At 39.4% G+C, this 14,354-nt stretch carries 11 protein-coding genes; 8 read left to right on the top strand and 3 right to left on the bottom strand.

Going from position 1 to position 14,354, the window contains the following annotated elements; genetic code table 11:
- Nucleotides 1–123 precede the first annotated feature (123 nt).
- Nucleotides 124–894, top strand: a complete 771-nt coding sequence (locus PMAL9190_RS00775) for a class II glutamine amidotransferase (RefSeq protein WP_087843478.1) — start codon at nucleotides 124–126, stop codon at nucleotides 892–894.
- Nucleotides 895–1,048: 154 nt separating this feature from the next.
- Here PMAL9190_RS00775 and PMAL9190_RS20440 read toward each other — a convergent pair whose 3' ends face one another.
- Together PMAL9190_RS20440 and PMAL9190_RS00780 are read right to left on the bottom strand one after the other, a co-directional pair.
- Nucleotides 1,049–1,174, bottom strand: coding sequence for a hypothetical protein (locus PMAL9190_RS20440; protein ID WP_268808094.1), 126 nt, complete (start codon nucleotides 1,172–1,174; stop codon nucleotides 1,049–1,051).
- A 35-nt stretch (nucleotides 1,175–1,209) separates the two neighbouring features.
- The gene (locus PMAL9190_RS00780; RefSeq protein ID WP_235004251.1) at nucleotides 1,210–2,517 is read right to left on the bottom strand and encodes a C69 family dipeptidase; all 1,308 of its coding nucleotides are present in this window, start codon (nucleotides 2,515–2,517) and stop codon (nucleotides 1,210–1,212) included.
- 386 nt (nucleotides 2,518–2,903) lie between these two features.
- Here PMAL9190_RS00780 and PMAL9190_RS00785 point away from each other — a divergent pair, with 386 nt between their 5' ends.
- Complete coding sequence (locus tag PMAL9190_RS00785; RefSeq protein ID WP_087843479.1) at nucleotides 2,904–4,478, top strand: BCCT family transporter; 1,575 nt, start codon at nucleotides 2,904–2,906, stop codon at nucleotides 4,476–4,478.
- A gap of 102 nt (nucleotides 4,479–4,580) precedes the next feature.
- Here the strand turns inward: PMAL9190_RS00785 and PMAL9190_RS00790 are convergent, their stop codons facing one another.
- Entirely contained in the window at nucleotides 4,581–6,047 is a 1,467-nt protein-coding gene (locus tag PMAL9190_RS00790; RefSeq protein ID WP_087843480.1) for an SDR family oxidoreductase, read from the bottom strand.
- A gap of 460 nt (nucleotides 6,048–6,507) precedes the next feature.
- Here PMAL9190_RS00790 and PMAL9190_RS00795 point away from each other — a divergent pair, with 460 nt between their 5' ends.
- The 6 genes from PMAL9190_RS00795 to PMAL9190_RS00820 all read left to right on the top strand — a co-directional run bounded on the left by PMAL9190_RS00795 (nucleotide 6,508) and on the right by PMAL9190_RS00820 (nucleotide 14,318).
- The gene (locus tag PMAL9190_RS00795) at nucleotides 6,508–7,179 is read left to right on the top strand and encodes an ABC transporter ATP-binding protein (RefSeq protein WP_087843481.1); all 672 of its coding nucleotides are present in this window, start codon (nucleotides 6,508–6,510) and stop codon (nucleotides 7,177–7,179) included.
- A complete protein-coding gene (locus PMAL9190_RS00800) occupies nucleotides 7,160–9,619 on the top strand; it encodes an ABC transporter permease (protein WP_087843482.1) in 2,460 nt (819 codons plus the stop codon). The genes PMAL9190_RS00795 and PMAL9190_RS00800 overlap by 20 nt, the downstream gene beginning before the upstream one ends.
- Entirely contained in the window at nucleotides 9,619–10,728 is a 1,110-nt protein-coding gene (locus PMAL9190_RS00805; protein WP_087843483.1) for a lipocalin-like domain-containing protein, read from the top strand. Before PMAL9190_RS00800 ends, PMAL9190_RS00805 begins: the two co-directional genes overlap by 1 nt.
- A gap of 12 nt (nucleotides 10,729–10,740) precedes the next feature.
- Nucleotides 10,741–11,430, top strand: a complete 690-nt coding sequence (locus tag PMAL9190_RS00810; protein WP_087843484.1) for a potassium channel family protein — start codon at nucleotides 10,741–10,743, stop codon at nucleotides 11,428–11,430.
- 159 nt (nucleotides 11,431–11,589) lie between these two features.
- Nucleotides 11,590–12,780, top strand: a complete 1,191-nt coding sequence (locus PMAL9190_RS00815) for a YcjF family protein (protein WP_087843485.1) — start codon at nucleotides 11,590–11,592, stop codon at nucleotides 12,778–12,780.
- Nucleotides 12,777–14,318 carry a GTPase family protein gene (locus tag PMAL9190_RS00820; protein ID WP_087843486.1) on the top strand — a complete coding sequence of 514 codons (1,542 nt, stop codon included), beginning with the start codon at nucleotides 12,777–12,779 and terminating at the stop codon, nucleotides 14,316–14,318. The genes PMAL9190_RS00815 and PMAL9190_RS00820 overlap by 4 nt, the downstream gene beginning before the upstream one ends.
- Nucleotides 14,319–14,354 lie beyond the last annotated feature (36 nt).

The following is a 14,354-nucleotide window of genomic DNA, read 5'->3' on the forward strand; positions in this document are numbered from 1 at the left end:
GTTAGCAAAATGCATATCAGTAATTGGGTTATGGATAAACGACATAGACATAGTGATCAAGCTAACTGCATGATAAATTAGTCTACTTTATTAGTATTTTTTGTTTTGAGTAAGGAATACGCTATGTCCCGATGGTTAGCCTATCATGGCGATAGTATCTATTTGGATGAATTAATTTATCAACCGGAACATTCATTAATTCAGCAAAGTGTTGAATCGAATAAGAAGCGGACGATTCGAGTTAATGGCGATGGGTTTGGATTGGGGTGGTATTCTCATCGCGCATTACCTGGTTATTACCATGATATTTTACCGGCATGGGGTGATGAAAATTTACGATCGTTAGCTCACCATATTAGCTCACATCGTTTTATGGCACATATTCGCCACTCAACAGGCTCACAAGTATCACGGGTTAATTGTCATCCGTTTGTGCTTGATAACTGGATGTTTTTGCATAACGGTCATATAGGTGGTTTTGATCAGGTTAAATTTACGCTAGTACGGCAATTAACAGAAGAATTGTTTTTAAAACGAGTAGGCACAACTGATAGTGAATTGATTTTCTTGATGATGATTAAGAATGGCTTAAGAGTTGATCCGATTGCCGCTATTAATCAGACGCTATATGAAATTGAACAGGCGATGGAAGATAAGTCGGTCACTGAGCCACTAACAACATCACTGTGTATTTCAGATGGCGAGCAGTTTTGGGTCGTTCGTTATAGCTCTGATCATCAGCCACCTCCAGTGTTTCTTCAACGATCATCAAATAAGACGATCATTGCATCTGAGCCTTTAGATTATTCAGATACGTGGCAAAAAATCCCTCGTCAGACAATTACTCATATTGTCAATAATCATTGCACTCAATATGATTTAATTATTGATTAATTTCTTACTATCGTAAGTTTAAAAAGGCAGTTATATACTTTCAATTAGAAAGAGTGAATTAATAACTGCCTTTTTGACAGTAATAACATACTCAATAGGGCTTTTTATAAGTCGAGATAGAGCTGCATTACAGTATTAGTCAACGATATTGGCATTAGGCACCTGAAAATTCATAAGTCTTATTAATAGTTGATGTCATTTGCGTGATGATCGCATTTTGAAGTTTATTCGCTGTTGCCATTGCTTGGTTAGTCACCGTTAATTCAAAATCATTTAACAAGGCTTGCGCTTTTTGAGGTTGAGTTTTATAGATGGCTAAGTATTTTTTTCGGTTTCTTTCATTAATGCAGTTTGCTTTTTCTCAAATTCGGCATACGCAGTTTTAACCATTGGCGCAAACTGATTATAGTCAGTCATGGCTAAGGTTTGTACCTTACGTAATTGCCAATATGCCGAGAAATTATCTGCAGTTTTACCAACTCCTGTTTTATAGATCGCTGGAATTTTTGCCCCTTGATAAAACGCAATATAAGGGGTGAGGTCTGTCATCCCCCAACCAATATAAGCAACTTCTCCTATAGCTTGAGGAAGCGTAGGCTTAACTTGCAGAATGTGGGATTGATAAGTTCTAAAGACAGATATTGGTCGATAAGCCTCATTAGGGTTAACGTTGGCATATGGATCGTGCGATGAGCCTTGATAGTGATTACGTAACCCTTGCTTTATATCGTTGACAGATAGCTTATGGGTCGGCATTGCAAAAACTGGGAAGTTTAGTGGATTGGTTAATGTTGTTTTAATTCCGTGCGTATACATTTTCTGTAAAACATGGACTCGTGGGTAGTTATAGAGTCGATCATTGGCATTATCTACGGAATAGATTTTGTGAAAATTAAAAGGACCATCATGAGCGGGCTTATAAATACCCTGATCAATCGCAAAGGTAATCAGGGTTGGGCTAGAAAGATACTTATCGGTATCATTAGGATGAAAACGCTGTAGTCGACCTTGATTAGCAGAAACAAAATAATCACGATTATCCAGTTTAGTTGCCATCCATTGATGACCACTGCCTGTTTCTAAATACCAGATCCCCGTTTTATCAACAAAAGCAACGCCAAACCCTTCGGCCGCACCTTTCTTTTCAATAATACTGCCTAATAGTTGCACACCATCTTTGGCTGTTTTTGCGCGCGGTAAAATGACATTAACAATTGAATCTTCATTAATTCCGGTTTCATCATTATAGGGATCAACAGCAAGTACTGTGGGATTGTTATAAATGGTTTCAGTGGCAGACATACCAACACCTAACTCATTAAAACCAGCGGAACCAAACGAGGTATCTTGTGTTTTGGCTTTAGAAAAACTGCTATAAGCCAGGCTTGTCTTGGGTAGCGGATAACTAAAAGAATTACTGTTAGATTTAAATTCACCGTGGGTATTGGTTTGATGAGGATGGTTAAACCAATGAGGATTAACCAGTGGGCTATGATCTGCGTTTCTGGCAATAATATAACTGCCATCTATTGTTGCTTGGTTGCCAATGAGAATAGTTGTACAAGCGAAGACGGAGGGGGAAAGGGCTGCTGCAACGACGGCACAAATTAATGTCGATTTCATGAGTGTCTCTATAGTGGCGAAAAAGTGCCCTTTACTATAGGGGATAGAAACGCGGTTATTTGCGCAAAACATCACACTCATTGGATTATGAAATTCAAGAAAGTAGTAACTAAGTTTGCAAATATTATTATCAAAATGATTTGTTCAGTAATTAATTTTAAATGGACTAAAATGTATTTTTAACGTGTATTCTTTGTTGTTACGATAAATTTTGTTTGTTGCTATTTGTTTTTGTACGACAAAATATAAGTTTCTGTTTTTAAATTACAAACTAATAAAAAGGTTTGTGTGTGTGCTTTTTTATTGAAATTTAAAGATAAAATTATCTGGTGTTACTATAAAGATGCTGATAGTGTGTCTTCCCTCACACACAGCGTGAGACATTTATGCAACGCAATACAAGCCAAATTAGTAATGACACAACACCAAACATTGTTATGGGACTAAAAGGTTTAGATAATAAACTTGTTCCAGCACTAACGATAGGGTTTATTACCTTATTCGTCCTTTCTGCTTTAATTGATATGCCGACTTTCACGGCAATGATTCAAACATCATTTAGCTCCGCAGCCAAAACCTTTGGGTCAAGTTGGCAGTGGTTGATGCTTATTAATTTTTTCCTAGCATTAATTATCGCAATTAGCCCATTTGGTAAAAAAGTCATGGGCAGTGTCAGAAAACCGACAATTGGCACATTTCGTTGGTTAGCAATGATCATGTGTACACTACTTGCTGGTGGTGGTGTTTTTTGGTCAGCAGCCGAGCCTATTTATCATTTTATGACACCTTCGCCATCATTTCCTGGCATAGAAGGCGGTACTCTTGCCGCTGTCACTCCAGCATTAGATCAAGCCTTTTTACATTGGGGATTTCTTGCTTGGGCGGTATTAGGTACATTATCAACAATTGTACTTATGTATGCTCACCACGAGCATGGTATTAAATTACGTCCACGCGCTTTATTATTTCCACTTTTTGGACATCGTTTAGAAAATCATTGGTTAGGCAGTGTGATTGACGCTTGTGCTATTATTGCCGTTGCTGCTGGTACAATAGGACCGATTGGATTTTTAGCATCACAGCTAGGTTACAGCTTAGAGTTATTAACTGGCTTAGAAAATAATACTCAATCTCAGCTTATTATTCTGGCAGTTGTGGTCGCGATTTACTCGGTTTCTGCAGCATCAGGTATGGATAAAGGCTTGCAGTGGTTATCACGTCTTAATGTTATTGGTGCGTTTGTACTATTAACAGCCATGTTACTTTTAGGGCCGACAACGTTTTTGCTCAAAGAGTTTGGTGCTGCTTTTGGCAGTTATTTACAAAACATGGGCACAATGAGTTTAACCACGGCCAAGCCTGAGTGGGACTTATGGTGGACATGGTTTTTCTGGGGCTGGTTTATTGGTTTTGCACCAATGATGGCGATTTTTATTGCACGAATCTCCGAAGGCCGCAGTATTCGTAGTTTGATCCTCTGCGTGGCTGTTGGTGCGCCGATTGCGACAAACTTTTGGTTTGCAGTGCTTGGTGGTACAGGTATTTCATTAGAGCTTAATAATCCAGGTATTATCTCTGGACCATTAAATGATGGTGGCTTACCGTCGGTATTATTAGCAACATTATCTAATTTACCCTTGAGTTATATTTTATTACCTGCCTTTTTAGTGCTGACGACAACCTTTGTGGTTACCACGGGCGATTCAATGGCATATTCAATTGCAATGGTGGTGTCAGGGGATAATGAACCGAGCAGTAAGCATCGTTTATTTTGGGCGATTACCATGGGGGTTGTTGCTGCGGTATTGTTACTTGCCGGAGATGGTGGTTTAAAGGCACTACAATCGTTTATTGTTATTACCGCAGTGCCTGTTTCATTACTGATTGGGTTAACTTTATTAAGTGGGCCGATTGCCGCATTGAAAATGACATGCTCATCAAAAATGACTAAAACAGCTTAAATAACGCCAATATGATGTGATTAATATATTGTAAGTTAACGCTTAAAATTAAACCGAAAGTATTATTCATGCTTTCGGTTTTTTTATGGCGATTGACAAGAGCTATTTAGTGTCGATATTACCTTCTTGTATCTTAGCCTTACAGCGCTTGACTAAGGCGTGAGTCATCCCGCGGAAAATAAATAAGTGTGCTGGCATCATTGCAAACCAATACAGAAGCCCCATGAAACCTTTTGGGTGCCACCATGCACGAATATCAACGGTTCGATGATCGCCACAGTCTTCAATTGTGAACTCCAAACGACCTAAACCGGGAGCCTTCATGCCAAATAATAAAGATAGAAAATGATTTTTCTCTAGGCTGATCACTTTCCATGAATCGATTTGATCGCCTAATTGTAGCAAATGTGGATCACGACGGTGACGTTGTAATGCATTTCCACCAATCATGGCGTCCATCCATTCGCGAATATGCCATAAGCTATTAGCATAAAAATAGCCTTCCTCGCCACCTATCAGCTGTACTTGACGCCAAAGGTTTTCACAACTTGCGTCTGTTTTTAGCGTATAACCCGCTTGTTTAGGGTAATAGCCATAACCGGTTTGCCAACGTAATAATGCATCTGGATCAAACCCCCAAATCTCGCTTTTCACTAACTCAGTATTCATTGCTAAGGTTTCTTGGATTGCTTCTTCATAACTAAGCAAATGTTGAGGAATTCGGCGCTGAAGTTCGCTGCCATCAGCAGGAAGATCGCAACTTAAGCCTCCAATTAGTGCACGTGCAATATTGGTTGGTACAGAAGTGATAAAACGAAGCCAATAGGCTGCCATTTTTGGGCTTAACCACTTTAATGGAATGACGCGAATGGTTTTACCGTGCATTTTACTTAGTCTGACCATTTGATCTTTATAAGTCATTTGCTCTGGACCTGCGACATCTAAAATAAGATTATGTTCTTGAGGGCTATCGATAAGCTCTGTGAGGTAATAGAGCAGGTTACGCAATGCAATGGGGGAGTTGCGAGAGGTCACCCAGCTTGGTGTTAGCATAACAGGTAGGTGATAGACAAAATCTTGCATTACTTCAAATGCAGCAGAACCCGGACCAATAATAATACCTGCACGTAGTTCTGTTATGCATTTGCCACTTTCACGAAGAATGTTGCCCGTTTCTTTACGCGCACTTAAGTGTTTTGATTGTGCAGTGTTTATTTGTGGTTGTAATGCGCCAAGATAGACAACATGTTCTACGTTACTTAGTTCCAGGTAATGGCTAAAACGACGCGCGCAATCAAGCTCAAACTCAATAAAGTCATGGCCATGGTTCATACCATGAACTAAGAAATAAACTGTATCAATATCTGTAAATAGAGCAGTTAAATCCTGATCAACATCTAAATCTAATTCAACCAGCTCCAAATTATCAATACTTCCCCAACCACGCTTTTCTAATAATTTAAGATTACGTCCTGTTGCTCTTACGTGATGACCAAGTTCCAATAAATTTGGTACTAAATGACTACCTATATAGCCAGAAGCTCCGACGACAAGAATATTTTTGCTCATTAACTAACCACTCTAAATTCCGTGTTGCGATATAGGAATGCAAAAATGCTGTTACTAAATGTTTTAAGATCGTATTTTTAGATAATGGCTTTTTATTGATTAAAAGCAATCAGAAACTGTAAAAGATGATAGTTTTTATTGCTTAATATGATTATTATCACTACGAATTTTATGACGCCTCATGCATATATTTGTATCTACAATATAAACAAATTAAGTTATTCATAGAATAGCATTATGATTCTTTAGTTGTGATTATTTATTGTTCTGATTTTGTAGCTATTTGTTGTTAAAGAGGAATATTTCAATCATATAAGTGTGTTAAGCAACAATACTTAATGCTTAAACTGTTATATATGGAATAAAGTAGGTAATATTGCATAATTATTTGTTTTGGTTGTTTGAGACCAAAATGAAAAAGTAGTTAATGTGTAATGCAAGTAAACGTTGGTGATGGAACATGTTACGATTATCTGAACTCTGCAAAGGTTATCTAGACGGTACTGAGTATCATTCTGTACTTCAAGGGGCTGATTTATCGCTAAATCCAGGCGAACAATTAGCACTAATGGGTGAGAGTGGATCTGGAAAAAGTACACTATTAAATTTAATCGCAGGGCTAGATAAGCCTGATTCGGGTGAAATATGGTTAGGGAAAACAGCAATACATGCAATTTCTGAGCGTGAGCGTACCGCTTTTCGTCGTAAAAATATCGGTTTAGTATTTCAGCAATATAATTTATTACCAACGTTAACCGTGGCAGATAATATTCGTTTTTGCCGTCAGCTAAAAGGCTTAGCTGATGATGACAAACTATGGTTGAAAATTATTTCTGCTCTGGATTTAAGACCATTATTATTACGTTACCCTGAAGAGATTTCAGGAGGCCAACAGCAACGAGCTGCAATTGCTCGTGCCATTTATATGGAACCAACATTGTTGCTTGCAGATGAGCCGACGGGCAGTTTAGATGAACGTAATGCTGAAGCAGTAATACGGTTACTTATTTCTTTAACCAAGCAACTTCACTGTACGTTATTAGTCGTGACCCACAGTGAAAAAGTCGCCGCCCATATGCAGGGATGTATTCGTTTGCAAGGAGGTCAGCTAAATGTTGCGCCCCGTAGCTAATGCTCTTTGGGGGCATTACCGCCGTCATCCACTGCAAATTGTTTTAGTTTGGCTTGGGTTAACGTTAGGTATCGCACTATTAGTGGGTGTGATGGGGGTTAACCAGCAAGCGAAAGAAAGTTACCGTAAAGGTGAGCAACTTTTTTCAAATCCTTTTCCATACCGTATTCGTCATACTCAAACTGGTATGAAGGTCCCGCAAGGCTTTTATATTCAAATGCGCCGTGCTGGGCTTAAAACCTGCGCACCATTAGTTGAACATCGCATCGTTACCGAGAAACAACGAGACTTTCAATTATTAGGTATTGATCCGGTTGCGATGTTTGGCGCAATAAAAAATACCGTAATTGATGAGAATAAGATCAGGTTATTAACATTAATGCGTCCGCCATATCCGATCATGCTTGGGGAGCAATTAGCCAGTTATATTGGTATCAAAAATGGCGATATGCTGACCCTTGATTCTGGCCGGAAAATTGGGCCGTTGAAAGTGATCAGTGATAGTCGTATGAATGATCCTCGTATGATTGCTGATATTGCACTCTTACGTGAATTACAGCCAAGTTCAGGATTTAACTCGGTTATTTGCGGTGAAATGAGCCGTAAGCAGTTGATGAAATTGACCCATATTTTACCGCCAGGTTTAACATTAGAACGTAAGCACAGCGCTAAATTGGAACCATTGACAAATGCATTTCATTTAAACTTATTTGCAATGGGCATGCTTGCGTTTGTGGTTGGGTTATTTATTTTCTATCAAGCAATGTCGTTATCGTTAGCACAAAGGCAACCGCTTGTTGGTATTTTACGCCAACTTGGTGTGACAGGTACTCAGCTTGCCGGGGCATTAATTGGTGAGTTGTGCCTATGGGTCATACTAGGGCTTATTGGCGGTAATTTTATTGGGTTACTGTTAGCACAACAGTTACTGCCGTCAGTTGCTGCGTCATTGAATGATTTATATAACGCCAATGTTAGTCTTGACGTGCATTGGAATTGGCAGTGGGGGGCTGCAAGTTTAGCCATTGCTATTTTTGGTTGTGCTTTTGCGTGTACATGGCCATTAGTACGGCTAATTAAATCGCCGCCAGCACGTTTAGCCACCCATCTTTCATTAGTACGTTTTACTGGTCGAGAGTTTGCATGGCAAGCATTGTTTTCTTGCGTGTTTATCCTCGGTGCTTTTGTGGTTTATAAGTTACCACATGGGCAGCTTGCAGGGTTTGCGCTAATTGCATTTATTTTGATCGCATCTGGGTTAATGATGCCTTATTTATTGTGGTTACTGTTTCATCTTTTAGGCAAAATAAGCCGTAGAGCCCGTATGCGATGGTTTTTCTTCGATGCCGCAGCAAGCCTAAGTTACCGTGGAATTGCTGCGATGGCATTTATGCTAGCACTAGCGTCTAATATCGGCATGGAAACCATGGTAGGCAGTTTTAGAAATACGACTGAAAACTGGCTTGAGCAACGTTTAGCCGCTGATATTTATATTCGTCCTTCTATGAATATGGCACCACGTATTTCTAAGTGGCTGCAAGAGCAACCAGAGGTTGAGCAAGTATGGTGGAGCTGGCAAAAACAAACACCTTCAGATAGTGGCACGATTCAAGTAATGAGTATTGGTCAAACGCTAGGTGAGAAAACAGCACTGTCACTAAAAGAGGAAAGCCGTAACTATTGGCAAAAACTGCATCATACTCGCGCAGTCATGGTCAGTGAATCTATGGCACTAAAGCACCATTGGAAGACTGGCGATATTATTACATTACCAGCTCCGATGAATGAAGGTTGGCATGTTGTTGGTATTTATTATGACTATGGTAATCCTTATGGGCAGGTGCTTATTTCTCAACAAAAATGGCAACGTTTTTGGCCGCACTCAGGTCAAGTAGGACTGGCTATTCACTTAAAAAATGGCGCCAAGTCTGAGCCTTTATTGGCCCAATTGGGTGAGCAGTTTAGGTTACAGCCAGAACGCGTGCGTAATAATGCCGCATTAATGAAACAAGCGATGGCATTGTTTGATCGTACTTTTGTAGTGACATCAACGTTAGGCCATTTAACGTTATTTATTGCCATTTGCGGTTTATTCTTTGCAACGATTGCGGGTGAAATATCTCGACAACGGCAATTTTCATTATTGCGTTGTATGGGAATGACTGGCTTTGAATTAACACTTCTTGGTGGTGGGCAATTATTAGTTATTGGTTTGATGACCGCATTAATGGCATTACCGTTAGGGTTACTTTTAGCCCAGTTATTGATTGACGTGGTGTTGAAATATTCATTTGGTTGGACAATGCAAATACAGTATTTCCCGTATGACTATTTGTTGACATTAGGTACTGCTTTGTTGGTGTTATTAGTCGCAGGGGCATGGCCTGTATGGCGTTTAGTTCGCCGCTCTGCGATTTTATCTTTACGAGAGTCATTTTAATGAGCGCTGCAACCCAAGGAACGCGTAGGCATTTATTTTCTATCGCGATCATACTTATAAGCATAATGTTATTAGGTGGTTGTGATGATCAGCCCGTACGAAGTAACTCAGTAAAGACGCTGACTCAATCACAACAGTTTGTGTTTGAACCTGTTGTTAAAGGGGAACCGATTATTTTCCCTCAAGATTATGGTGAACACCCTCAGTACCTTGCTGAATGGTGGTATTTAACCGCAAATCTTAAAACAGAAGCAGGCAAAGAAATCTCGGTGCAATGGACGCTATTTCGAATGGCAACCAGTGATGATGAGCTTACAGGTTGGAAAACACCACAGATGTATATGGCACATGCTGTGATAACCACGAAAAAGAAAATCTGGAAAGCAGAAAGATTCGCGCGCGGCGGCATTGGTCAAGCAGGGGTGAGTCTTAAACCATTTCGTGCTTGGTTAGATAATTGGTCATGGCGAGCACCAACCAGTAATCCTTTTCCTGGTGAGCTTGAATTCTCTGATGACGATATGTTAGCGCGATTAAATATCAAGCAAGATGGAACGATTATTTTGCAGGGTGATGAAGGCTATAGTCAAAAACATCCGTTACTTGGTATCGCTTCTTATTATTACAGTGCACCATTTTTAAATATTGATGGTGTCATTGAGTTAGATGGTGAGCAATATAAAGTTGATGGCCGTGGTTGGTTTGATCGTGAATGGAGCAGTAGTATGCTCAGCGCGAAACAGCAAGGTTGGGATTGGTTCTCGATCCATCTTGAAGATGGTAGTGCGTTAATGGTGTCACAGTTACGTGAAAAAGGACAAACACCGTATTTTATCGGTTCACGTTCGTGGCCCGATGGCACTATGGTTACATTAGATAATAACCAAATTCGAATGAAGCCAATGCATTTTCGAGAAGTCAGCGGCATTTCTTTTCCATTAAGTTGGCTAATCGAAATACCATCACAAGGATTGAAGCTTCAAACAAGCGTTGTACGACGTGATCAGTGGTTACATTTTTTATTCCCGTATTGGGAAGGCCCAATCAATGTAACGGGTTCACAAAAAGGGAAAGGATTTATGGAACTTACAGGATATGAAGAACAATAAGGAGTATTGTCAATGTTAAATAAACAAAGCCAACATATTAATAATCAAAATAATTTTTTCTATTTAACATTAGCTTTAGTGTTCTTATTGATCAGTGCATCATTAGATAAAGAGATCACATCTGGCCTGTTGCAATACATACTTGAAGCTTTTACGTTAATGACTTTTGGCATTTGTTTATTAAGTTTACGGTTTGATAAGAGTTGGTTTAGATTTTTATTATCGTTAGTCGTTGCGTGGTTGGTAGCGGTGATTACTCGCGCAGTATTAGGGGCCGAAGAAATAGAAGTCATTATGTTGTCGCTGATGTTTATCTTCTTTTATGGCACTTTTCGTTCAATCATGCGACAAATACTGTTTACTGGCTCGATTAATACCAACAAAATCATTGGCTCAATGGCATTGTTCTTATTACTTGGGCTTATGTGGGCTATCGGCTATTTAATTTTGATTCATTTTTTGCCTGAATCATTTCATGGCATCAATAAAGGCCCTTGGCATGAAAATTTTGCTGATGCGGCGTACTTTAGTTTTGTAACCTTAACCACGTTGGGCTACGGTGATATATTGCCTGTGACGTCAATTGCTAAAGTGTTTGCCTATCTTGAAGCGATTGTTGGTGTATTTTATATGGCCATTGTGGTCTCAAGTTTAGTCAGCTCAAGCCGAGTACAGTATTTTAATGATAATACGGGCGATTAAACAGCGTTATCAATTAGGTTTATAAAATTATAAAAAAGAGAATAGTCATTTAGATTATTCTCTTTTTTTATTTAATGCTATGTTGCTAATACTGATTAAACCGCGATATATGAATATAGAGTCAAAAACTGTTTTACTATTTTAGATATAGAAGGTGATATGAATCGCTTCTTTAAGAAAGTTTATCAATATATAAACCCCGCCGTTAATCCTGATTTAGCGCCTGCGTTTGATGAATGGCAAAAACACATTCCAACGCTATGGTTATTAGGTAAAACAGGTGCAGGTAAATCAACAATTATTCAAACACTTACTGGTAATAGTTTGGTTGAAATCGGCAATGGTTTTCAACCTTGTACACGTACAGCACACCAGTACCTTTATCCCGTTGAAAGCCCGTTAGTGTGTTTTCTTGATACGCGAGGTTTAGGAGAGGCGGACTACGATCCAAGTGAAGATATTGCGATGTGTAGTGGCAAAAGCCATGCCTTAATGGTGGTAATGAAAGCAGAAGAGCCAGAGCAATCAGGCTTATTAAATGCTTTAAAACAGATAAAGCGCAGTGGTGTAATTAAACACTTGTTGGTTATTCACACTGCAGTTAATAGCATTGTTGATACTCAAGAACGTCAGCGAGCGATTGATTATAACCACCAACGAGTAATGGAGATCTGGGGAATAAAGCCTACTCAATGGCAATCACAAACAGCTACTATCTATCATCCTATAGTGGTTGATTTGATCCCTGATGATGAACAATTTATCGGCCTTGATGACTTACATCATGCGTTAACTGACGCGCTACCGATGTTGAGTTTATTATCAAATCAACAAGCGCATACTAATCGTGAAGAACAAAATTTTTACCAGTTGCGTCAAGAAGTATTGTGGTACGCAGGTGCTGCTGGTGCTAGCGATGCAATTCCTGCTGTGGGGTTATTTAGTGTGCCAGCTATTCAAGGCAAGATGCTGCATAGCCTTGCCAATCAATATGGTGTTAGCTGGAATAAGAAAGACTATGCTGAATTTGTTGGCATGCTGGGTTCTGGTTTTTTATTGCAATATTTATCTAAATTAGGCTTGAATCAATTAGTGAAGTTTATTCCTGCTTATGGTCAAACGGTAGGAAGCGCAACGGCTGCTGCGATGAGTTTTTCATCAACGTATGCGATTGGCAGAGCGGCATGTATGTATTTGTATCACCGTAGTAAAGGTGAACCAATCTCTAAAGATCAAATTAAATTAGCTTATCAACAAGCATTTACAACGGTTAAAAACATAGCAGATCGACAGCAAGTTACTCAAGCATCGAAAAGTGGCATTGAAAAGGATGAAAAGGACAGCCAATGAAACGGATCAGTAAAAGTTATCAGTTAATCAATCAACTTTCAGAAGGTTTTTTGCCGTTAGTGGTGTCGGCTATCTGTTTACCGGTATTGGTATTAGCTGGTTTTGGTGTCGTTGATCTTATTCAGCAAGGATTATGGTGGTTATTCTTTGCCATTATTGCTGGTGGCTGCTTATTGGCATTTGTGCCTTATTGGTGGTTACGCCGTAAACGTGTTGTTGCTGATGCAGTCATTGATGATATCGCGCCACTACACGTGTCAGCTAATCCTCAATGGAGTGAGCACGATCACCAAGTGTGGCAACAAATGACTGCTGTGATAGATAAGCAGCTAGCAGAAGATGCAGCATGGGAAAGTTTACAAGCTCATGCTTATGTATTGGTGGCAGATGTTGCAGCACAATACCATCAGCAATCAAACTCGCAAAAATTAGCATTTACAGCGCCTGAGTTTTTAATGATGGTTGAAGAGGTAAGTCGGCGTTACCGTTACTTTTTACAGCAACATGTCCCATTTTCTGAGAAGATCACTCTCACAAGCCTGAAACAAGGTTATGCACTTAAAGATAAAATGGGATACGCCAAAAGTGCTTATGACGTTTATCGTTTATTTCGTATAGCGACCCCCACCGGTTGGTTAGCAGAAGTACGAGGGTTAGTGGTTGGTAAGTTATTTGATGACGTCAGTGCTGAAGTTCAGGCTAAATTAAAGGCAACCTTACTCCAAGAAGTTGCATCTGTAGCGATTGATTTATATAGCGGTCGTTTTAAACTTGATGATGCCGCAGTGCCCCATAGTCAGCTACATGAGCAAGATAAACAAGCGGCTGCGATAGCGGTTGAGCCATTACGCGTCGCCGTTGTAGGTCAAGTGAGTGCGGGTAAATCTTCAGTAATTAATGGCTTATTGGGTGAAATTGCAGCAGAAGTGAGTGCATTACCCTCAACAGATAAAGTCACGACTTATAAATGTGAGGTTGAAGGACTTGATTTAATAAACCTTATTGATTTACCCGGTATTGATGGCAGCGTAGAAACCGACAAAAAATTGCTAAAACAAATGACCCAAAGTGATGTAGTTATTTGGGTATTAAAAGCTAATCAATCATCACGTCAAGTTGATGTTACGCTGAAGGGGTCATTAGATAATTTTTATAAACAACAGCAAAATCAGCATCGAAAAGCACCTAAAGTGATCATGCTGGTGAACCAAGTTGATAAACTTAAACCGGTTGATGAGTGGCTACCACCTTATGATTTGAATACGCCGCAAACGCCAAAAGGACGTATTATTGCCGAGGCTGTAAAATATAACCGTGAAATTATGGACGCTGAATATATTTTACCATTTTCTGTAAGTCGTGATCGCATTCCCTATAATCTCGATAGCTTACAATCACAGCTACAACATGTTTATCAAGACGGTATTAATACCCAACTCAATCGTCGTCGCGCACAAGGAGAAACGATTGATTATAGTGAACAAGCAAAGCGACTATATCGATTAGGTAAATTAGTGTTTGATGCGGCAACAAAATAACAGTTATTACAAACAATAAAAAATGGCCTTGATAGT

It is taken from the genome of Photobacterium malacitanum (assembly GCF_900185615.1).
Taxonomy (GTDB): domain Bacteria; phylum Pseudomonadota; class Gammaproteobacteria; order Enterobacterales; family Vibrionaceae; genus Photobacterium; species Photobacterium malacitanum.

Coding starts and splice junctions, on each gene's coding strand:
- PMAL9190_RS00775 (WP_087843478.1), top strand. CDS start 124: ATGTCCCGATGGTTAGCCTATCATGGCGATAGTATCTATTTGGATGAA.
- PMAL9190_RS00780 (WP_235004251.1), bottom strand. CDS start 2,517: ATGAAATCGACATTAATTTGTGCCGTCGTTGCAGCAGCCCTTTCCCCC.
- PMAL9190_RS00785 (WP_087843479.1), top strand. CDS start 2,904: ATGCAACGCAATACAAGCCAAATTAGTAATGACACAACACCAAACATT.
- PMAL9190_RS00790 (WP_087843480.1), bottom strand. CDS start 6,047: ATGAGCAAAAATATTCTTGTCGTCGGAGCTTCTGGCTATATAGGTAGT.
- PMAL9190_RS00795 (WP_087843481.1), top strand. CDS start 6,508: ATGTTACGATTATCTGAACTCTGCAAAGGTTATCTAGACGGTACTGAG.
- PMAL9190_RS00800 (WP_087843482.1), top strand. CDS start 7,160: ATGTTGCGCCCCGTAGCTAATGCTCTTTGGGGGCATTACCGCCGTCAT.
- PMAL9190_RS00805 (WP_087843483.1), top strand. CDS start 9,619: ATGAGCGCTGCAACCCAAGGAACGCGTAGGCATTTATTTTCTATCGCG.
- PMAL9190_RS00810 (WP_087843484.1), top strand. CDS start 10,741: ATGTTAAATAAACAAAGCCAACATATTAATAATCAAAATAATTTTTTC.
- PMAL9190_RS00815 (WP_087843485.1), top strand. CDS start 11,590: ATGAATCGCTTCTTTAAGAAAGTTTATCAATATATAAACCCCGCCGTT.
- PMAL9190_RS00820 (WP_087843486.1), top strand. CDS start 12,777: ATGAAACGGATCAGTAAAAGTTATCAGTTAATCAATCAACTTTCAGAA.